This window comes from Nocardia sp. NPDC056541 (assembly GCF_042794235.1).
Classification (GTDB): domain Bacteria; phylum Actinomycetota; class Actinomycetes; order Mycobacteriales; family Mycobacteriaceae; genus Nocardia.
This window is the reverse complement of record NZ_JBHTUD010000012.1, coordinates 1-21,587: the sequence shown is the minus strand read 5'-3', so window position 1 is coordinate 21,587 and position 21,587 is coordinate 1. Positions and strand designations below refer to the sequence as shown.

General features: G+C 68.5%; 11 protein-coding genes and 1 pseudogene. 4 read left to right on the top strand and 8 right to left on the bottom strand.

Annotated elements, in window-relative coordinates; translation table 11 throughout:
* Positions 1-14 precede the first annotated feature (14 nt).
* A complete protein-coding gene (locus ACFQ9R_RS21380; RefSeq protein WP_378992704.1) occupies positions 15-1,625 on the top strand; it encodes an acyl-CoA synthetase in 1,611 nt (536 codons plus the stop codon).
* A gap of 15 nt (positions 1,626-1,640) precedes the next feature.
* Here ACFQ9R_RS21380 and ligA read toward each other — a convergent pair whose 3' ends face one another.
* The 7 genes from ligA to ACFQ9R_RS21345 form a co-directional block, all read right to left on the bottom strand.
* Positions 1,641-3,632: an NAD-dependent DNA ligase LigA gene (gene ligA / locus ACFQ9R_RS21375; RefSeq protein WP_378992703.1), complete on the bottom strand. Its 1,992-nt coding sequence runs from the start codon at positions 3,630-3,632 to the stop codon at positions 1,641-1,643.
* A 131-nt stretch (positions 3,633-3,763) separates the two neighbouring features.
* Positions 3,764-4,408: a LysE family translocator gene (locus ACFQ9R_RS21370; protein ID WP_378992702.1), complete on the bottom strand. Its 645-nt coding sequence runs from the start codon at positions 4,406-4,408 to the stop codon at positions 3,764-3,766.
* Positions 4,409-4,457: 49 nt separating this feature from the next.
* Positions 4,458-6,122: a bifunctional 3'-5' exonuclease/DNA polymerase gene (locus ACFQ9R_RS21365; RefSeq protein WP_378992700.1), complete on the bottom strand. Its 1,665-nt coding sequence runs from the start codon at positions 6,120-6,122 to the stop codon at positions 4,458-4,460.
* Positions 6,123-6,188: 66 nt separating this feature from the next.
* Positions 6,189-7,622, bottom strand: coding sequence for an MFS transporter (locus ACFQ9R_RS21360; RefSeq protein ID WP_378992699.1), 1,434 nt, complete (start codon positions 7,620-7,622; stop codon positions 6,189-6,191).
* Positions 7,619-8,335: a hypothetical protein gene (locus ACFQ9R_RS21355; protein ID WP_378992698.1), complete on the bottom strand. Its 717-nt coding sequence runs from the start codon at positions 8,333-8,335 to the stop codon at positions 7,619-7,621. The genes ACFQ9R_RS21360 and ACFQ9R_RS21355 overlap by 4 nt, the downstream gene beginning before the upstream one ends.
* Positions 8,332-9,738 (bottom strand): condensation domain-containing protein, encoded by a 1,407-nt coding sequence (locus ACFQ9R_RS21350; RefSeq protein ID WP_378992697.1) that lies wholly within the window; start codon positions 9,736-9,738, stop codon positions 8,332-8,334. The genes ACFQ9R_RS21355 and ACFQ9R_RS21350 overlap by 4 nt, the downstream gene beginning before the upstream one ends.
* Positions 9,738-16,163, bottom strand: a complete 6,426-nt coding sequence (locus ACFQ9R_RS21345; protein WP_378992696.1) for a type I polyketide synthase — start codon at positions 16,161-16,163, stop codon at positions 9,738-9,740. The genes ACFQ9R_RS21350 and ACFQ9R_RS21345 overlap by 1 nt, the downstream gene beginning before the upstream one ends.
* Positions 16,164-16,501: 338 nt before the next feature.
* On the opposite strand from ACFQ9R_RS21345, the gene ACFQ9R_RS21340 reads away from it, so the two are divergent.
* From ACFQ9R_RS21340 to ACFQ9R_RS21330, 3 genes are read left to right on the top strand one after another with little or no spacing between them, the layout of a single operon-like run.
* Entirely contained in the window at positions 16,502-18,646 is a 2,145-nt protein-coding gene (locus tag ACFQ9R_RS21340) for an MMPL family transporter (RefSeq protein WP_378993003.1), read from the top strand.
* A 17-nt stretch (positions 18,647-18,663) separates the two neighbouring features.
* Positions 18,664-20,232, top strand: a complete 1,569-nt coding sequence (locus ACFQ9R_RS21335; RefSeq protein WP_378992695.1) for an ArnT family glycosyltransferase — start codon at positions 18,664-18,666, stop codon at positions 20,230-20,232.
* On the top strand, positions 20,222-21,322 hold the full coding sequence (locus ACFQ9R_RS21330) for an alpha/beta hydrolase (protein WP_378992694.1): 1,101 nt from the start codon (positions 20,222-20,224) through the stop codon (positions 21,320-21,322). The genes ACFQ9R_RS21335 and ACFQ9R_RS21330 overlap by 11 nt, the downstream gene beginning before the upstream one ends.
* Before the next feature lie 64 nt (positions 21,323-21,386).
* On the opposite strand, the pseudogene ACFQ9R_RS21325 reads toward ACFQ9R_RS21330, so the two are convergent.
* A pseudogene (locus ACFQ9R_RS21325) lies at positions 21,387-21,587 on the bottom strand (lipase); the annotation flags it as partial.

Here is a 21,587-nt window from a genome sequence, read left to right as displayed (position 1 = left end):
AGAGATGGATTGACATGGCCAACAACTTCGCCGACCTGTTCGAACACTCCGTCGACGCCATGCCCGATCGGATCGCGCTGATTCAGCGCGATCGTCGAGTGACGTTCCGGGAACTGGATATTCGCGCCAATCGTCTCGCGCACCGGCTCGCCGAGTCGGGCGTCGGCCACGGCACGCACGTCGGATTCCAGATGCACAACAGCATCGAGACCATGGAGACATTGCTCGCGTGCTTCAAGCTGGCCGCCGTCCCGATCAATATCAACTACCGGTACGGCCCGACCGAGCTGGCCTATGTCTACAACAACGCCGACCTCGAAGTGCTGCTGTACCACGCCTGTTACGCCGAGACAGTCCGCGCCGGCCTCGCGCTCGCGCCGGGGGTGCGCCTGTCGATCTGTGTCGACGACGACCGCGACGTCGGCACCCCCGAGACCGGCGCGGTCCTGTACGAGCAGCTCGTCGAGGCGGGAAAACCGTTCCGCCCCTCGGTCACTCGCACCGCGGACGACCTGTTCATGATGTACACCGGCGGCACCACCGGCATGCCCAAGGGCGTCATGTGGCGTCAGGAGGACATGTGGCGTGTGCTCGGCGGCGGCGTCGACTTCTACAGCGGTGAACCGGTGCGCGACGAATATCAGCAGTCCGCGACGGGCGCCCAGGGGGTGCCCGCCATCTGGTTCGTGCTCCCGCCGCTGATCCACGCCGCGGCGATGATGCCGACGTTCAACGCACTCTGGTCGGGCAATACCGTGCTGTTCGAGCCGCGCTTCCACCCGGCGCGGGTGTGGGAATCCGTCGCCACGCACAAGCCGCACGTCATGGTCATCACCGGCGACGCGATGGCTCGCCCACTCATCGACACCTACAGCGCGGAACCGGTGGACGCCTCCTCGCTGCTCGTCATCGCCTCCGGGGCCGCGCTGCTGTCCCAACCCGTGAAGAACGCACTGCTGGAGCAGTTTCCGACGTCGATGGTGTCGGACTCGATCGGGTCGTCCGAAACCGGCTTCGGCGGTATCGGTTTCGCGCAGAAGGACGACGATCCGGCGCGCGGACCACGAGTGCAGACCGGGCGCGGCGCGGTGGTCGTCGACGAGGACGGGCGGCCCGTCGCCGCCGGCGAGGAGGGTTGGCTGGCCAAGACCGGCGCAGTCCCGCTCGGCTACTACAACGACCCCGAACGCACCGCCCGGCTGTTCAAGACGGTGGACGGTGCCCGCATCGTGGTCACCGACGACCGCGCCCGCGCCGAGTCCGACGGCTCGATCACCCTGATCGGGCGCGGCAACATGGTGATCAACACCGGCGGGGAGAAGGTGTTCCCGGAGGAGGTCGAGGCCGTCGTGAAGTCACACGACGCGATCTACGACGCGGTCGTCATCGGTGTCGCGCACGAACGGTGGGGCCAGCAGGTGGCGGCGATCATCTCGATCGCCCCCGACCACACCCTGGACTTCGATGCCGTGCGCACCCACCTGCGCCCCCATCTCGCGGGGTACAAGATCCCCAAACGCATCTGGGTGGCGGAGACGATCTCCCGCTCCCCCAGTGGCAAACCCGACTACCGCTGGGCCAAGGACTTCGTCACCGACCGAGCCCCCGACCATCAGTCCGAGTGAGGCATCGCGGGCTCGTCAGATGATCTTGGCGTCGATCAGCAGCTTCCAGATCTCGCCCTGGTCGACGACCTCGACGCCGAGCTTCTCGGCCTTCGCCAGCTTGCTGTCACCGACTCCCGCGCCGGTGATGAGCATGTCGGTGTTCGCCGAGACCGAGGAGGCCGCCGTCGCGCCCGCCTGCTCGCACAGGCGCTGGAACGTCGGGCGGGCCACCTTCTCGCCGGAGCGTGGGTCGCTGATCGCACCGGTGATCACCACTGTTCTGCCTTCGAGGGGTGCGCCTGCCGCGATGACCGGCGGCAGGTCCTCCTCGCGCACATCCAGGCAGACACCGAGCTCGCGCAAGCGGTCCAGTTCCGGACGCAACCGGGTCAGGTGGGCGACCAGGGAGGCGGCGACCTTCGGGCCGATGTCCTCCACTGCGACAAGGCGTTCCTCGCCCGCGTCGGCGACCTCTTCGAGAGAGCCGAAGCCCGACCGGGCCAGGCGCGCGGCGGTACCGTCGGAGGCCATCGGGATGGCGAGTCCGATCAGGGCGCGGCGCAGGCCGACCTGGCGGCTGGCGTCGATCGAATCGATCATGCGCGCGGCGGAGACCTCGCCGATGCGATCGAATTCGAGCAGGCGTTCCTTGGTGAGCGTGTAGAAGTCCGACGGACTTTCGAGAATGCCCGCCTCGGCGAGGCGTTCGATCCACACTCCCCCGATGGCGTCGATATCGGCCGCCGCGCGCGAGGCCCAGTGGATCAGCCTGCGCACTGTTTGGGCGGGACAGGCGACGTTGGTACAGAACAGTTCTCGGCTGTTGCCCTGCTCGATGACCGGCTGAGCGCACGAGGGGCACTCGGTGGGCGAGATGATCTCGAGCTCCTCGCCCGTGCGCTTGGCGGCGTCGAGCACGCCGGCCACGAACGGGATGACATCACCGGCGCGACGCACCAGCACCGTGTCACCGACCTTGATGTCACGGGCGCGGATCACCTCTTGGTTCGCCAGCGTCGCCTTCGTGACCGTCGTACCGCCGACGAACACCGGCTCGAGCCACGCGACAGGGACGATCTTGCCTGTCTTGCCGACATCCCAGATCACCTCGCGCAGCAGCGTGGTCTTCTCCTCGGCGGCGAACTTGAACGCCAGCGCCCCGCGCGGGGAGTTCGACCGGGTTCCGGCCGCCGCGTAGGCGTCACGGTCGGCCAGCCGCAGGACGGCACCGTCGATGTCGTAGTCCAGGTCGTTGCGACCCTGCTCGATCTCGGTGATCGCCGCCTGTGCCCGCGCGGCGTCGGCGCACAACCGCATCTGCGCCCCCGCGACGCCGATCGCCCGCAGTCCTTCTCCGAGGTCGTGCGCGGCGTCGTCGGCGGCGGTATCCAGGTCGAAGCCGAAGAACTGCAGGCGCCGTTCCGACACGGTCGCCGGGTCTTTCGCGCGCAGGGTGCCCGCCGCGGCATTGCGCGGATTGATCAGTGGCTTGTCCGGGTGTGCGGTGTTGTAGGCCAGGAAGGTCGAACGCAACATCACCGCCTCCCCACGCACCTCGACGCGGCCCGGCAGGTCGATCCGCTCGGGGACCCCGTCGACGAGGGCACGGACCAGCGGGGTGACGTCGTCACCGGTGGTGCCGTCACCGCGGGTGACAGCACGCGCCAGCCGCCCGTTCTCGAAGACCAGAGCCAGTGACAAGCCGTCCAGCTTGGGCATCACGACCACCGGCTGACCGGGGAATCGATCGAAGAACGCTTCGACCTGCTCCGGCTTGGTCGCCTTCTCCAGCGACAGCATCGGCCGCGAGTGCCGGACCGGGGCGTGCAGCACCGCGGGCGCACCGACTTGCTCGAGCGGATTCGGGTCCGGCGCGAGGTCGGGGTGCGCCTCGATCAGGGCGCGCAACTCGTCTTCGATCGCGTCGAATTCCGCGTCGGCGACCAGCGGCGCCCCCTGGTAGTAGGCGTCGCGCAGCGCGACCATCCGGTCGGCGAGTTCTCGGATACGTTCCCCTGTTTCCACGGACAAGACGCTACCGATACCCACCGACATCTACGGACCGACATCCTCGAGCTGTCAGGATCGGGGGAAGCTCACCCCGTTCGGCCGAATCCCGTGAGCGGCAGATGTCGCCGTTCGAACTGGTCACAACGCTACTTCGCATGGTTGCCGGTGAACGCCACCGAGACGCCGAGCCCGATCATCGACAAGCCCCCGACGGTCCCGAGCGTCTCCTCGCGACGCGGAGACCGGCGGAACCAATCGCGCAGCCGTGCGGCCAGCACCGCCCAGAGGCTGTCCGACACCAAGGCGATCGCGACCGCGATCAGGCCGAGCAGCAAGATCTGAAGCTGGACTTGCCCGGCGCCTCGATCCACGAACTGCGGTACGACGGCGGCGGCCAGGATGAACGACTTCGGGTTCGACGCGCCGACGACGAAGCCCTGCCGCACCGAGGTCCGCCACGGCAATGCGGAGCGTTCCGGGTTCAGGTCTCCCGCTCCGAACGCCGCGCGGTGTCGGATCGCGGTGGCCCCGAGGTAGACCAGGTAGGCCGCCCCGGCGATTTTCACGATCCAGAACACCGTGGCCGACTCGGCGACGACCGCACCGAGCCCCACCGAGACCAGCGCCAGCACTGTGAGTAGACCCAGGGTGTTGCCCGCCACGCTGGCCAATGCGACGGACCGGCCGTGGGCGAGAGCCCTGCCGATGGCGAAAACCACGCTGGGACCGGGAATCACGATGATGATCAAGGCTGCCGCGCCGAAGGTGACCAGCTGTTCGAGACTGAGCATGCGACCACGCTAGACCCCACCTGCGGGAAGTACTGATCTAGCGGCGTTCCTACTTGGCATCGCCGTAGCACTGCACTACGGCGGTGGTGAACGGGAAGCGGACCGGCGTCTGCCCGAAGGCGATCCGGCCCGCGGTGTCTGCGGCGGTGGCGATCGCTTCGGCCACCACAGCGGCTTCCTCGGTCGGGCAGTGCACGATCACTTCATCGTGCTGGAAGAAGACCAGTTCCGCACGGAGGTCGCGGATCGCGTGCCGGATTCCGGCCAGGACGAGCAGGGCCCAGTCGGCGGCGCTGCCCTGCACCACGAAGTTGCGGGTGAAGCGGCCACGGGCGCGGGCGGCGGAGTCGGCGCCGAACTCGGTGCGGGTGTCCTGGGGCGGGTCCGCGTCGTCGAGCGCGACCGACAGCGGCGTGCAGGTACGTCCCAACCAGGTGCGTACGAGGCGGCCTTCCTCGCCGGCGCGCGCGGCGTCGTCGACGTAGGCCACGGCGGCGGGATAGCGCCGGCGCAGGCCCGCGAGGTGGGTCAGGGCGTCGCCGGAGGTCTGGCCGTAGATGGCGCCGAGTAGCGCGATCTTGGCTTGATCGCGGTCGCCGCCGAATCCGCGAGCGGCCAGGTCCGCGTAGAGGTCCTCGCCACGACCGGCCACTTCCATCAGCCCCGGGTCGCGCGAGATCGCCGCGAGGATCCGCGGCTCCATCTGGTCGGCGTCGGCGACCACCAGCGACCAGCCGGGGTCGGCCCGGATCGCTTGCCGGACGATCTTCGGAATCTGTAGTGCGCCACCACCATTGGTGGTCCAGCGCCCGGACACTGTGCCGCCGGGTAGGTATTCGGGGCGGAAGCGGCCGCCGTGCACCCACTGTTCGAGCCAGGACCAGCCATGCGCTGTGTAGAGACGGTACAGCGATTTGTATGCTAGCAGCGGCGCTACCGCCGGGTGGTCGATCCGCTGGAGCTCCCATTTCCTGGTGGAGGACAGCAGGATTCCGGCGCGACCGAAAGCCCTGATGATGTCGGCGGGCAGGTCGGGCCGGACTCGAACTCCGGTCCCGAACGCCCGCGACACCTCCTCGGCCAGTTCCGCCATCCGCCGCGGTTCCGATCCCCCCGGAAAGCGCTCTCCCAGCATCGAATCCAGGAGTTCGCGGTGGACGTCGGCGCGCCACGGAATGCCGAGCTGCCCCATCTCGACAGCGACGAGCATGCCCGCCGATTCGGCGGCGAGCAGCAGTCGCATGCGCTCGGGGTGCTCGGCCCGAGCGGTGCGCGCGACCTGTCCCGCGTACACCGCCAGCAGGGCGGTGAACTCGTCGATCCCCGGCGGCAGTGGCACCGGACCCGATTCGAACAGCGACGGCTGCGTCTCGGCGGCCCGCACCGGCGCATCCGGCGGAACGGCCAGGTTGTGCAACCGCGCCCAGCCCGCCGCCAGCGAGCGCGCCTGCCCCGACTGTCCTTCCTCGTGGCCGATCAGCAACGACTCCGCCGCCTGGACGTCGTAGCACCGTTCGACCCACACGCCCGCTGCCAGCAGCACACGGTAGATGTCGGCCGTGGACCGCCAGACCCACCGCTGCACGTCCGGGCGGGTGCGCACCGCCTCGACGAGCGAGGGCTCGTCGAGCACCGGTCCCGCCGGGTGACCGTCCTGATCGAGCGGACACAACCGAGCGCCGCCCTCGCCCGTCTCCGCTATCGCCCATCTCACGTGCCAGAGTCTGACACCGGGGTCCGACAACCAGCGGCACCCGCACGCCGACGACCAGCGAAAACCCTACGAAACGCCGATCGCGGCCTGTTCTCGACGCTCGCGCGAGGGCATCGCCAAGGTGAGCACCGCCAGCACCAGCGCGACCGCGGCGATGGCGCCCATCATCATGATGCTGCCGCCGAGGCTGTGCGAACCGAAGAACACTGTGGTCAGCACCGCGAGTCCGACCGCATTGCCGACCTGTTCGATGGTGGGCAGCACACCGGAGGACTCGGCCATCCGATTCGCGTCCAACCCGGACAGCATCATCGGCTGCAACTGCACGCCGAACAGGCCGACACCGAATCCGGCCGCGAACACGGGACCCGCGCAGAGCAGCGCGTTCGCTACACCGTCGACCAGATACAGGTACACCCCGCCCGCGCCGATACATCCGCCGAACAGCGCGATCCCGGCGGCCAGCGCCCAGATATCCCAGCGCGGCACCAGAATCAGCGAACCGAGGGCGCCGGCGCCCGCACCGAGAGCGAACAGCGTCATCACCATGCCGGTGAGCAGCGGCGAGTAGCCGAGCACATCCTGCATGGTGATCGAGGCGGCGAACACGAACGCGGTGAACAGCCCGAAGAACGCGCCGACCAGCACCGAGCCGATCCGGAAGCCGTGGTTGCCGAACAGGTCCAGCCGCACGAGCGGGTCGGCACCGCGCGCGGTGCGGGTGCGCTGCTGGGCGAGGAACACCGCCGTCAGCACGAGCCCGGCACCGGTGACGGCGAGCAGGTCGAGCCGCCACCCGTGCTCCTGGATCTGAGCCAGGCCCCCGATCAGCGCGAACAAGCCGAGCCCGGACAGCGCGGCACCGACCAGATCGAGTGGATGACGACCGGCCGGACTGCTCCGGTCCAGGAATTTCCAGGCCAATCCGAACGCGAACAGCCCGATCGGCAGGTTGATCAGGAAGACCGACCGCCACCCCCACCCACCGATATCGATGGTGAGCAGCACACCGCCCACGATGGGTCCGAGCATCCCGGCGAATCCGGCCACTCCCCCGTACAGCGCGAAAACCAGGGGATGGCGCTCGCGCGGAAAACCGGCGGTGAGAATGGCGATCGTCTGGGCGGCCATCCCCGCCCCCGCCGCACCCTGGACCACCCGCGCGAGCACGAGTTCGGCAGGGCCACCGGCCGATCCACACCACACCGAAGCCGCGGTGAAGGCGACCACCGACACCAGGAACATCGTGCGCCGACCGACCATCGCACCGATCCGCGCGGCGGTGAGCAGGGTGCAGGCGAACGCCAGCGCGTACCCGGAGATCACCAGCAGCTGTGCCGACCTGGACGCACCGAGGTCGGCGGTCAGACTCGGCAGCGCGGTGTTCACGATCGTCACGTCGATCATCTGCATGAACACCGCGATCAGGCAGGCGCCGAACGCCAGCCACGCGCCGAGCTCGGGCACCTGCGCCTTCGCGACCCCGGTGGTGTCGCTCACGACACCAGTTCCATCGTGGCGCGCGGGGCCGACATCGACATCTGGGTCGGAAAGCTCAACTGCACCATCCGGTGCGGCGCCGCCACCTCGAACAGGGCGATGAACGGCGGCACGACCGAGCCGACCATCTTGTCCAGCATCCCGTTCACCTGGTCGAAGCCGGGCCGCAACCGCACCTGCCAACACGGGAACACCCCGGCCGGTCCCGCGAACACGACCTGCTTCTCCACCCGGACGAGCAGTGGCCAGTGCACCGACGCCGCGAGCCAGACGTCGACCGTTTCGACCAGCCCGTCGGCGAAGTCCAGTCCACGCAACATCGTCAGCCCACCGGCGATCGGCATCACATTCGGCGGGAACGGTCCGGGCAGGCCACCGAACTGCAGGTGCACGGTGTCGACGAAATTCACTTCCTCGCGCGAAACCACCGTCGACCCCGACCGGGTCTGCGCGCGATAGCTTTCCGCGTGCAGTCGGCCGTCGATACGCCCTATTCGCTGCTCGACGGTCATCACCAGTTCACGGTCGCGTCCGCTCTTGTCTTCCGGGCTCGCCTCGAGTGTCGTGTGATAGCCGCCCCGGTCGTGCACGACCACGTGCGATATCTCGAAGCCGCCGGGCTCGCCGGCGATGCCGACGCGGTATCTCGACTTCTCGCCATCGGGAATGGCGGGGTCGCGAAAGATGGTCGGGACGAACTCTTCTCGGATCATGGGTGCTCCGCGGCGCTGTCGATGATGGCTCCGAATACGGACTTCATGGTGGCCAGGTAGCGGCGCACCGACTCCTGCGCGATCGCGGTGTCGGGGAAGATGACGCTCAACGAGGTCCGGCCCGGTAGCCGGTTGATCCAGATGAGTGCTTCCTCGGAGGCAGCCCGGTTGGCGAAGACCCCGGCGTTCATGCTGTCGAACAGCTCGTTGCCCAGGAAGTCCCTGGCGTCGATGAACGAGATCATCGGGGTGACCCACCCCGGCTCGGCCTTGATCTCGGAATCGGGGGGCAGCAGGTCGAGAACACGGTGAAAAGAGGTGGGCGCCAGCAGGAGTCCGCTGTCGTAGGCCCGCTGCGCGAGCGCGAGCGCGCGGGCGACCGTGGTGCGTTCGCCGAGCGGGAACGCGACCGGAACGAGCGTCACGTACCAGCCCACCGAATTGTTCTCGGCCGCCGAGGTCCTGGTGCTCACCGGGGTCATGCCGAAGTAGTAGTCCGATCCGACCAGCTCGCGTTCGGCCAGTGCGGCCGCGGCGAACACACCGCCGACGAATTCGGCGCCGTTGGCACGGCAGACCTCGTCGAATCGATCGGCCTCGTCGTCGTCGAACAGCACGACGCTGCGGTGGGCGCTGCGATGGTATCCGTCGGTCTTCTTGCCGAGGTCGAGCGGGAAGACCGGAAGCTTGTTGTCGTTGCCGCCCAACAGCGCCAGCCATTTCTTCACACCGGGAGAGGAAAGGCTCTGCTGGTCGCTGAAGAACCGCTCGTTGCGGCAGTAGTCGAGATAGCTCGCCGCGGGCGCGAGCGGTTCGGCCTCGTCCCACAGCTGCGCGGCGTAGAGCTGGGCGAAGTCGGCCGCGGACAGGTACTGCCCGAGTCCGTCGGTGTGCAGGTGGTCGACGGCCAGGTACACGGTGATGGAATCGCCGTGCTCGATGGCACCGAAGGTGAAGCAATCCCACTGGAACGGGCCCGGTGTCGTCTTCTCCACGTGCCGGCAGATCGCCTCGGGATCGTCGATGTGGCCGTAGTCGACCGGCACGAACTCGACATCGGCCTCGGGCACCAGATGACGCCGCACTGTGCCGCCGGCTTCGACAGCGAACCACGTGCGAAAGGTGTCGTGGCGCAACAGGAATGCGTGGATCGCCCGGGTGATCGCGGCGCGGTCGAGGTCACCGGTGGGGATCTCGGCGGTGACCAGGCACAGGCCCGAGAACCGGAAGTCCGCGCCCGCGTGCCGGTCGGCCAGGCGCAGATACTGCTCCTGCTGGAGCGAGGGCGGCGCCGGATGGACCGGCGCCCTGGCCGCGCGCGCGACCGAGTCCGCCGAGGCGAACCAGGTCACGAGCCGACCGGGCGCCGGGCGCCATTCGTCGATCAAGCCGAAGTCGACCATCAGTGCGATCCCGCCATCGAGACTTCCGCCGGTCGCTCGACGGTCCACTGGTCGGGCACGTCGACGATCCGCGGGGCGGATTCACCGGGCGTCACCTCCGGAAGTGGCGGTGTGACAGCGGGTTCGGAGGCCAGAATCAGCTCCGCGACCTTCGGGCCCGCCTGTTCCAAACTGAACGAGCGGCCCATCTGCATCGACATCAGGTCGATGCCGAGCGTCTTGGTGACCCGCGCGCCCAGTTCGACCGCCATCAACGAGTCGAGCCCCAGCTCCGGCACCGGCACCGTCATGTCGATCGATTCGACCGGCACCCCCATGACCACCGCGAGTTCGTCGGCCATCTTGCGGGCGATGGCGGGTCCGCGCTTGGCTTCCTCCATCGCGGCGAGTTCGGCGCGGAGCTTGGCCAATTCGGAGGTGTCCTTGGCCGAGGACTGCGCCAGGGCGGCGGTGCGGCCGGTGCGTACCAGCTGCGGGAAGGTTCCGGTCAGTTTCGCCCAGTCGGTGGGAATGATCGCCGCGTTCGTCACGCCGAGGCGCAGGGTCTGTTCGAGGTAGGCGGTGGCGTCGGCCATGTCGATTGGACCGAAACCCACCAGGTCCAGATACTTTTCGGCGGTTTCATCCGATGCCATGCCGCCCGAGGCGCCGGACAGGTGTCCCCAGCCGACGCACAGTGCGCGTTCCCCCGCGGCGGCCCAGCGCCGGGCCAGTGTTTCGACGGCGACGTTGGCAGCGCAGTAGTTGTATTGACCGTAGATCCCGTACATCGAGCCGCCCGAGGAACACAGCACGAACATGTCGAGGGTGATGCCCGCATCGGCTACCGCCTGGTGGATCACCTGCGCGCCATGGACTTTGGGGCGATAGACCCGGTCGAGCTCGTCGCGCGCCATGCTGGCGAGACGGTTGTCGGCCACCGCGCCCGCGGCGTGGAACACCGCGCGCAACGGGTGCTGTTCGGTGTGCGCGCGGGCGACGATCGCGGCGACGGCGGCGGCATCGGTGACGTCGGCGTGTTCTTCGATCACCTCGATGCCGACCGCGCGCCACACCTCGAGCTGGCGGCGCGCCGTCTCGGTGGCGGCGCCGCTGCGCCCGACCAGTACCAGCCTGCGCGCACCGCGCAGCGCCAGCCAGCGGCCGATCGCCATGCCGAACCCACCGAACCCACCGGTGATGAGATAGCTTCCGGCACCGTCGATGTCGAGCGGCGGCAGCGAGGGCCGCACGGGCGGGCGCGGATCGTCCATCCGCAGGGCGACCCGGCCGACGCGCGAGGACCGCAGTGTCTCCTCGAACGCCTGACTCACCTCGTGTGTCTCGAACATCTGGTACGGCAGCGGGGTGTAGACGCCTTCGGTGACCTTCTCGAACACCCGCTCCAGCAGTCGCGACAGCCGTTGCGGGCGCACCGCGACCAGGCGGTCCAGATCCATCGAGTAGTAGGCGAGGTTCTTGTCGAAGTTGGCCAGTTCCAGCAGCCCGCCGGTGTAGATGTCGGCCTTGCCGACCTCGACGATGCGACCGAATTCAGCTGCGGCGTTGAAGTTCTGGCGCAGGATCTCACCAGGTGCGCTGCTGACGATCACATCGGCACCGGCGCCGCCGGTCAGCGCGAGGACATCGTCGACGAAATTGAGCGAACGCGAGTTCACCGCGAAATCCGCACCCATGGCCAGGACGTGTTCGCGCCGCTCGGGCGAGCTCGCGGTGCCGATGATGCGGGCGCCGATCGACTTGGCCACCTGGATGGCCGCGGTGCCGACGCCGCCCGCCGCACCGTGGATCAGCACGGTCTCGCCCGGTTCGAGGCGGGCCAGGTCGTGCAGGGCGTATTCGGCCGTGCCGAAGGCGATGGTGCTGGTGCAGTAGCCGGGATCGGTGTCGGCGGGCACGATCACCGCCAGCGCCCGATCGACGACGGCGAATCGGCGCATCATGCCCTTGGACGCCACCGCGACCTTGTCGCCGACCGCGACATCGGTGACCTCGGCACCGACCCGAACCACGGTGCCGATGCCCTCCATACCGGGCACGGTGCCGAAATACGTCGGCGCGAGTTCGCGTTCGCCGAGCAGGCCGATGACCTTGAGCGGATCCTTGTAGTTCAATCCGATCACCGCCATCGCGACCTCGATCTGGCCCGCGGCCGGCTCCGGACGTGGGCATTCACGCCACGCCACCTGCGAAAGCACCCGCGTGCGTGGCATGTCCAGCTCGAAGTTCGCCGCCGGATCGGCCAGCGGATGCGACGTCTCGAGCTCGTCGATGCGCTCGGGCAGCGGCTTGGTCACCATCGGCGCCCAGCGCCTGCCGTCGCGCAGCAGCACCTCGTCGCTGTTGTCGAGGGTGAAGGCACCGGGCACACCCAGTTCGGCGACGAGTTCGGCGACGGTGGTGCCGGGTTCGGTGTCGACCAACCGCCAGCGCAGCGGGGTCTGTTCGTTGAGCAGCACCCGGCGGCCACCGGCGAGCGCGGCCTGGCGCGGGTCCGGTGCGACATCGCTGCCGGGAACCGTGAAGGCGGATTCGGTGACCAGCGTGGCGTGGACGTTGCCGTCGCCGAAGCTGATCTGTGGCGGGGCGCCTTCCACGGTCGGGGTGACGTACTCCGACACCGCGACCGCGACGCGCTTGAGCGTCCACAGGTCGGCGACGTCGTCGGTGCTCGCACCGACGACCACACAGACGTGGGTGCGCTGCGTTTCGTCGGCTTTCGCCGCCGCCAGATTCGCGACGAGCTCCGACTCCAGTTCGTCGCTGTTCGGGTCGACGAGCTGCACCCGCGACCCCGGGATCGCGGCGGCCAGTTCGGCGGTGCGCGGGCTGTCACCGAGCGCGACGATCACGGTGGACACCGACCCGGCTTCGGTCAGCGCCGCGGGGTCGATCGGGTCGCGCTCTTCGAGCACCTCGGTGTAGTAGAAGTCGGCCATCCGGTGCAGCGGGCTGTCACCGGGCTTGAGCGCACCGATCTGCAGGCCGGTCAACCGCGCCACCAGGTTTCGGTCCCGGTCGAGCAGGTCGACATCGGCGCGCAGGCGGGCACCGGGGTCGCGGCGGGCGATGACGGTGATCTCCGCGGGGAGTTCGGCGAGCAGCCGCACCGCGTTCACCCCGACGGGCACCATCACGCCCTCGTTGATCCGTTCGTCGGTGAAAAGCATGGCCGCGCACTGCATCGCGGCGTCGACGACGGCCGGATGCGCCAGATGTCGCGAGCCTTCGGCGATGCTCCCGTCGACGGTGGCCAGCACCACGTCGCGTCCCACCCGCACGGAGCTCACCCGCTGGAACGTCGGACCGTATTGCAGCCCGGCCGAGGCCAGGCCCGCGTAGAACATCGCCGGGTCGACGTCGACACCGACCTCGATGGTGGGCAACGCGACTTCGGTCTGTTCGTGGCTGCCGGTCAGGGTGCGCCCGGTCGAGTGCACCGTCCACGCCGTTCCGGTCGCGCTGCGCGATCTGATCATGAAGCGACCGCTGGCCTCCTCGACGCTCATCGCGACCAACGGCACATCGGGGGCACCCATGATCAGCGGCGCGACGAACCGAACGCCCTCCAGCGCAACCTGTTTGCTGCCGATCCGCGCGGCGGTGGCGCTCAGCGCGGCGTCCAGGTAGGCCGCGCCGGGCATGATCTTGACGCCGTTGACGACGTGGTCGGCCAGCCACGGCAACAGTTCGGTGCCCACCTGCAGCAGCCACTCGGGGCGGCCCTCCACATCGGGGTCGCCGAGCATCGCGTGCCCGCCGGGTGTGCCGAGGCGGGCCTGCTCGAACAGTGGCAGCGCCGAGTGCAGGCGGGTGCGCTGCCAGGGATAGCGCGGCAACGGTACGTGCGCGGTGACGCCACGCTCGGCGGGAAACAACAGTTCACGGTCGAGTACCCCGGCGGCATGCAGACCGATGAGGGTGCGCCGGATGCTGTGCGAATCGGACTGCTCGCGGTCGAGGGTGGGCACCGTGGTGCCGTTCACGTCCGCGTCGACCAGGGCCTCGCGGATATTGCCCGACAGCACCGGATGGGGACCGACCTCGAGGAAGATCCGGTTGCCTGCGGCGATCAAGCTCGCGATCGCGGCGAAGAACCGCACCGGCTGCCGGACATTCGACCACCAGTACTCGGCGTTCCAGTCGCCGTCGGTGACGAGTTCCCCCGTCACCGAGGAGTACAGCGCCACCGTGGGCGCCTGCGGCGCCAGATCGGCCAGCGCCGTGCGCAGTTCGTCGTGGATCGGATCCATCAGGCGACTGTGATACGGCACCTCGACCCGCAGCCGGCGCGCGAATATGCCGTCCTCCGTGAGCTTCTCGGCGATCTCGTCGAGTCGGTCGACGTCGCCGGACAGCGTCAGGGAGGTGGGGCTGTTGATCGCGGCGATGTCGACGCGCGGATCGTCGGCGACGAGCGCGTCGGCCTGTTCCTTGGTCAAGCCGACAGCGAGCATCCCGCCGGTTCCGGCGGTCGTGGCCTGCAGTCGCGCTCGGTGATAGGCCACCCGCACCGCTTCGCGCAGTGTCAGCATGCCGCTGACGTACGCCGCCGACACCTCGCCCACACTGTGTCCGACGATGGCCGCGGGGACGATGCCGTATCCGGCCAGCTCGCGTACCAGGCCCACTTGGACGAGGAAGTTCGCGGGCTGCGCGACCTCGGTGCTGGTCACCCGGGACTCGTCCTCCGGCTTGCTCAGTTCCTCGATGATCGACCAGCCCGCGATCGCGCGAAATTCCGCGTCGATCTGCTCGGCGGTCTCGGCGAACACTCCACCGGCGGCGAGCAACCCGCGGGCCATCTTCCAGTGCTGCGGTCCCATGCCCGAGAAGACGAACACCGGCTCGGCGGCGCTGGAGGACACCGTGCGGCCGGCGTCGCGCCCGGTACCCGAGGCGTACTCGTGCAGTTCACGGACCAGGTCGTCGGTGGAACCGTCGAGGAGTACACCGGTGCGGAACGGGTGGTGCGCCATCCGGGTCCACGCCGCTTCGGCCAGCCGGTCCGGGTCGGCCCCCGCGGAGATCAGGTCGGCGAACCGGCCCGCCAACGCACGCGCGGCACCCGTACTGCGGGCCGAGATGGGCAGAATGCCGAGGTGACGGGCCGGTTCGGTCGGCGATTCGGGCGCGCGGAACTCCTGCAGGATCGCGTGGGCATTGGTGCCGCCGTACCCGAACCCGTTGACCGCCACCGACATCGGCGCGGCGTCGGCGGGCAGCGGTTGCGCCTCGGTCTGGACGTGCAAGCCCAGCTCGTCGAACGCGATGTCGGGGTTCGGCTCGTTCAGCCAGCCCTGCGGCGGCAACGTGCGATGTCGCAGTGCCAGTGCGGCTTTGATCACGCTGGCCACGCCCGCGGCGGCCTCGGTGTGACCGATCGTGGCTTTCACCGAGCCGACGCCGATGGTGCCGGTGCGCCCGGACGCGGCACCGAAAACCCGTCCGAGAGCGCGCAATTCGACCGGATCGCCGACCAGTGTGCCGGTGCCGTGTGCCTCCAGGTACGTGATCTCGTCGGGCGCCAGGCCCGAGCGTTCGCACACGGTGCGGGCCAGCGCCTCCTGCGAGTCGGCGTTCGGCACCGTGATCGCGGTCGTTCGCCCGTCCTGATTCGACCCGGTGGCCTTGATCACCGCGTACACGCGATCACCGTCGCGGACAGCGTCTTCGAGCTTCTTCAGCGCCACCATGCCCGCGCCCTCGCCGCGACCGTAACCGTCGGCGGACGCGTCGAAGGACTTGCAGCGGCCGTCGGTGGCCAGGAAGCCGCCTTTGCACATGAGCACGAAGGTTTCCGGCTGCAGCATCACATTGACCCCGCCCGCCAGCGCGACCTCGCAGTCGTCGTTCTCCAGCGCCTGGCAGGCCAGGTGCAGCGCCACCAACGACGACGAGCACGCGGTGTCGACGGTGATCGCCGGACCGACCAGGTTCAGCGCGTAGGCGATGCGGTTGGACAGCATCGTGTAGGAGGCGCTGGCCGGGGTGTGCATGTCGGTGTGGAACAGGGCAGGGCCCACCACCCCGATCACAGACTGGTCGACGACGAAGCCGCCCACATAGACCCCCACCTGCGCGCCGGCCGAGCGCCCCGCGATCCCGGCATCGTCGAGGGCCTCCCAGGTCACCTCGAGCATCAACCGTTGCTGCGGGTCGAGCACCGTGGCCTCGCGCGGTGAGATCCCGAAGAAGTCGGGATCGAACTCCCACGGATCGTTGGTCATGAAGGCGCCGTGTTTGGTGTAGCTGCGCCCCGGGGTTCGCGGTTCGGGGTCGTAGTAGCGGCGCCAATCCCAGCGATCGGCGGGCATCTCCACGACGCCGTCGCGCTTGTCGACGATAAAGTCCCAGAACGATTCCGGGGAATCGATTCCGCCCGCGAACCGACATCCGATTCCGACAATGGCAATATCCGACACGAAATTTCCTCCGGCTCGACCGGCCTGTGGCATGTGACCGTTGGTGTCAACGTAGAAGCCCACCCCCGCGGCGATCGTGGCGATTACCGACCTCTGGAATTTCGGACGGGTAATCGCGCGGTCTCCTGTGATCGGGCCCAGCGCGCGAAGTCATGGCTCACAACAGCATTCCGAGAATCGTTGTGACCGGCCGCAACATTGCGCGGTAGCGACCGAAAAGGCAGGCGACTCCTGACAAGTTCGACCACATCGCGAGCAGTTGGGAGGCGAATGTGTTCGCCGAGTTGACACAATGGGCAGACACCGTCGTGCGGCGGCGATATCTGGTGATCTTGATAATGGTGACCGGATTACTGGCACTGGGCACCTACGGGCTCGGACTCGGCGCGGATCTCAGTTCGAAGGGCTTCGACGATCCGTCCTCGGAATCGGTGCGCGCGGCACACGTGCGCGACAACGCGTTCGGCCGTGATCACAGCAGCGACGTGCTCCTGCTGGTGCGGGCGCCCGAAGGCACCACCATCGACGATCCGGCTTTCGCCGCGACGGTCGTGGCGGGCCTGAACACTCTGCCGCAGCGGTTCCCGAACGAGATCGACCGCGTCAACGGCGCGTATTGGCCGACTGATACCGGCGTGGCGATTCCCGAGGTCTTCGGATCCCCCGACCGTGACTACGCGTTCGCCTCGGTCGCGGTCAGCGGCCTCGACCCCACCGAACAGGGCCGCAATTACCGCAAGATCGCCGAGGAGTTCGTGATCCCCGGAGTCGAGGTCGAACTCGCCGGCGGACAACCGGTCGCACTCGCGTTGAACGACACCATGGTTCAGGATCAGCGTCGGGTGGAGTTGTTCGCCGTCCCCGCGGTCGCGATCCTGCTGTTCTTCCTGTTCGGCGGCGTCGTCGCCGCGGCGCTGCCGCTGATCGTCGGCGGACTCACCATGCTCGGCGCGTGGGGACTGCTGCGCTGCCTCACCGCGGTCACCGAGGTGAACTCCTTCGTCTCCCCGGTCGTTTCGATGATCGGGCTCGGCCTGGCGATCGACTACGGACTGTTCGTGCTCAGCCGGTTCCGCGAGGAACTCGCCGACGGACGCACTGTCGACGATGCGGTCCGGCGCTCGGTGACCACGGCGGGACGCACTGTGTTGTTCTCCGCCTTGATCGTGGTGGTCGCGGCAGCCGGGATTCTGGTGTTCCCGCAGGGCTTCCTGCGGTCGTTCGCCTACGGCGCGATCATCACCATCTCCCTGGCCGCACTGACCTCGATCACCCTTCTCCCCGCGATGCTGGCCGTACTGGGCAGGCGCGTCGACTGGCTCGGCGTCGACTGGTTCCGTAAACCGGTCGCGAGAGATCGTGTTCCCGGCAACGGCTGGGGTCGATTCGCCGCGGGAGTCATGAAACGTCCACTGGTGGTGGCCGTTCCGATCTGCCTCGGTCTGCTGCTGCTCATCGTCCCGATCCAGAATCTGGCCTTCGGTTCCATCAACGAGCGGTTTCTCCCGCCGTCGCATCCGACGCGCCTGGCCCAGCAGCACTTCGACGAACTGTTCCCATTGCGCCAGATCGACCCGATCGACCTTGTCATCGTCACCTTCGACCCCAAGACCGCCGATACCGTGCGCGCCGACGCCAACCACGCCCCCGGCCTGGCCGCGCCGTTCGCCGAACCGATGCAGTCGCCGTTCCAGCCCCAGGTCCTCACCACCCAGACCGTGCTCGCCGGATCCGGCGATGCCGAGGCGACCATCGACTACCTGCGCTCGATGCCGTTACCGCCCGGCACGACGCTGATGGTCGGTGGGCAGCCCGCCGTGGAGAAGGACAGCATCGACGCGCTGGTCGAGCGGATGCCGCTGATGGTCCTGTTCGTCTTCCTGGCCAGCACGCTACTGCTGGCGCTGACGTTCGGTTCGCTGGTGCTGCCGCTCAAAGCAGCCGTGCTGAATCTGCTCGGGCTCGGCGCCACGCTGGGCGTGCTCACCTGGGTCTTCATCGACGGGCACGGCGCGGGGGTGTTCGGCTTCACCCCGCAACCGATCATGTCGCTGGTCCTGGTCGTGATCGTGTCGGTGGTCTACGGGCTCTCGACCGACTACGAGGTATTCCTGCTGTCACGCATCGTCGAAGCCAGGGCCGCGGGCGCTTCCACCACCGAAGCCGTGCAGGCGGGTATCGCCCGGACGGGCCGCATCATCACCGCGGCCGCGGTGATCCTGCTGGTGGTCACCGGCGCGTTCGCACTGTCGGATCTGCTGATGATGCAGTACATCGCCTTCGGCATGGTGACCGCACTGTTCATCGACGCCACCATCCTGCGGATGCTGCTGGTGCCCGCGTCCATGCGGCTGCTCGGCGACGCCTGCTGGTGGGCGCCGACGTGGCTCGAACGCCTGCGGCCCGCGCCGCAACACCAGACCCTCGCCCACCCGACACCTTCCGGAGCTGCTCCGACGCCAGTCCGCGGCGACCGGGACTGAACCCGCGGAGTACCACCATGAACGTCCGGAGCGGCACCGTCGAGGTGCCCACCGCCCCCCTCCGCACGCTGCCCGCCTTCGCGTGGCGCGAGGTATCGATCGTCGCCGCCGTGGCCGCCATCCTGTTCCTCGCCAGGATCGACCGCTATCGGATCGGCGGTGACGAACTGTATTTCCTCGCGGCCGGACGGCATCCGTCGGTGAGCTATGCCGATCAGGGCCCGCTGGTTCCGCTGCTGGCGGCACTGTCGGACCACCTCGCACCGGGATCCACAGTGGCACTGCGGGTACCCGCGCTGCTGTTCACAGTGCTGGCCATCGTGCTCAGCGCGGTGATGGCCAGGGAGTTCGGCGGCGGCCGACTCCCCCAGACCGTCGCCGCGCTCGCCTACGCGACCACCCCGATGGCGGTGATGCAATCGGCGATGCTGAGCACCTTCGCCCTCGACATCACCTTGACGGCGGTGCTCGCGTGGCTGCTGATCCGCTGGGTGCGCACTCGCGAGGACTACCTGTTGGTCGCGGCGGGGTTCGTCGCCGCCGTCGACTTCCAGGTCAAGTGGCTGATTCCGATCATCTGGGCGGTGCTCGCGCTCGGCGTGGCCGTGTTCGGGCCGCGGGAGATGCTGCGCAGGCCCGCGTGGTGGCTCGGCTCGGGTCTGCTCGCGGGGTCGGCGGTCCCGATTCTGTGGTGGCAGCACAGCAATGGCTGGCCACAGCTGGCGATGGGCGCGATTGTGCGCGATGAGCAGCTCGCCACCGCCGGGGTTCTCGCGGCGCCGTGGACGATGATTCAGGTCACCGGAGCAGCCGGTCTGCTGTTGCTCGCCGGCATGTGGGCCGGGCTGCGCGCGCAGCGGTTCCGTCCGTATTACTTCCTGATCCCGATGATCGCGATCGGGCTGGGCGCGGTGGTGCTGGCGGGCCTGCGCCCCTACTTCGTGGCCGGTGCTTTCCCCGGGCTGTTCGCCGCGGGCGCGGTGTATCTGGCGGACCGGGGTATCACGCGACGCGGCGCGATCATCGGCGGTGGTTTCGGCACGCTGGCTACCGCGATCTGCGTCGCGCTCGTCGTCGCGCTGCCCCTACCGGGGTCGGCGTTGCGGCAGTCGACGACCGACTATTCCCAGATCCACTCGCGCAGTGTGCTTTTCGGTCCGAGCGGTTGGGACGACCTGGTCACCGCGGTTGCCGAGACCTATCACCGGATACCGCCGCGGCAGCGCGAGGGTGTGGTGATCGTGACCCAGAACTATTGGCAGGCAGCGGCACTCGAGGAATTCGGGCCTGCCGCCGGTCTTCCCGCGGTGTTCAGTCCGAACCGCGGCTATGGCTACTTCGGCGCCCCACCCGACACCGCGACCACGGTGCTCTACCTCGGGGTCGACGGTCCCGACACCGCGCTGCGTACCCGTTTCACGCAGACGACGCTGCTGACCCGCGTCGACGAGCCCCTCGGCTTTCCCGGCGTGAACCGCGGCGTCGCGCTGTGGCTGTGCGACGGCCCGAGCGAACCGTGGTCGGCGCTGTGGCCCGACGCCAAGGAACTGCGCCTGGTCGACGGAACGAGTCGGCATGGGCGATAACGACGCAGCAGTGAACGGAGACAAGACAGTGCGCAATTCGATGGTGCGACGGCTCGCGCTCACGGTGGCGGTCGCCGCCGCGGGCCTGCCCGTCGTCGCGACGGCGCAGGCGGCCCCGGACCTGGTGGCCGCCCGTGGCATGGCGGCGGCGCTGCCCGCGCCGAACGGCTCCTACGCCGTCGCGGCCGCGGCGAACGGGCCGGGCAAGGTGATCGATGTGACCGTGCACTCCGCGGCGATGAATCGACCGGTCACCGTCGCGGTCATTCCCGCCGCCGACCCCGAGGCGCCCGCCGGCTCGCTGTATCTGATCAACGGCGTCGACGGTGGCACCGACACCCCCGACTGGCGCGAGGGCAGCAACTGGTTCACCAAGACCGACGCCCTCGACTTCTTCGCCGCGAAACAGGCGAACATCGTGATGCCGATCGGCGGTGCGGGCACCTTCTACACCGACTGGCAGGCCGACGATCCCGGTACCGGACGCAACCGCTGGCTGACCTTCCTCACCACCGAACTGCCGCCGATCATCGATTCGGCCTTCCACGGGACCGGCCGCGACGCCGTCGCCGGACTCTCGATGGCCAGCTCGGCGGTCTTCCGGATGGCACAGCAAGCACCGCAGCGGTTTCAGATGGTCGGCTCGTTCAGCGGCTGCATCCAGACCAGCAACCCGGCCGGACAGGCGATGGTGGCCTCGATCGTCACCGCGCGCCGCGGCAACCCGCTCAACATGTGGGGACCACCCACCGATCCGGCCTGGACGGCCAATGACGCCGCCCTCAATGCCGAGAAGCTACGCGGAGTTCAGGTGTATGTGAGCACCGGCAACGGCCTGCCCGGCCCGCTGGACACCTTGAACGGCCCTGGTATCCAGCGCAATCCGGTGAAACTGCTCGATCAGCTGCTCATCGGCGGCGTACTCGACGGGATCACCGTGGTGTGCACCGCGTTGCTGCGTGACCGCCTGGCCGCCCTGGATATCCCGGCGACCTTCGATTTCCGCCCGGCGGGCACGCATTCGTGGGGCTACTGGGAGCAGGACATGCACACCTATTGGGAACGCGCCGCCGCGCTGCTCGTCCCCTGAACACACGAAAATCGGGTGCATCGCGACCAAGCCGTGCCGCGATGCACCCGAATCGTCCGCTCGTCTACAGGGAGCCACCACCCCCGATCAGCCACGGATTGAACGTGCAGGTCAGGTTCGGGTTCTGGACCGGATCGAGCGCGCGCAGCGCGATCGACAAAGCACGCGGCGAGTACATCATCGTCAGGTGATCGGAGATGTCCTGCTCGCACCCTTCCTGCAGCACAACGTTGTTGACCGTCGAGCCGGGGCCCTGGTCGAGGAA

Coding starts and splice junctions, on each gene's coding strand:
- ACFQ9R_RS21380 (WP_378992704.1), top strand. CDS start 15: ATGGCCAACAACTTCGCCGACCTGTTCGAACACTCCGTCGACGCCATG.
- ACFQ9R_RS21370 (WP_378992702.1), bottom strand. CDS start 4,408: ATGCTCAGTCTCGAACAGCTGGTCACCTTCGGCGCGGCAGCCTTGATC.
- ACFQ9R_RS21355 (WP_378992698.1), bottom strand. CDS start 8,335: ATGATCCGAGAAGAGTTCGTCCCGACCATCTTTCGCGACCCCGCCATT.
- ACFQ9R_RS21350 (WP_378992697.1), bottom strand. CDS start 9,738: ATGGTCGACTTCGGCTTGATCGACGAATGGCGCCCGGCGCCCGGTCGG.
- ACFQ9R_RS21340 (WP_378993003.1), top strand. CDS start 16,502: ATGGTGACCGGATTACTGGCACTGGGCACCTACGGGCTCGGACTCGGC.
- ACFQ9R_RS21335 (WP_378992695.1), top strand. CDS start 18,664: ATGAACGTCCGGAGCGGCACCGTCGAGGTGCCCACCGCCCCCCTCCGC.
- ACFQ9R_RS21330 (WP_378992694.1), top strand. CDS start 20,222: ATGGGCGATAACGACGCAGCAGTGAACGGAGACAAGACAGTGCGCAAT.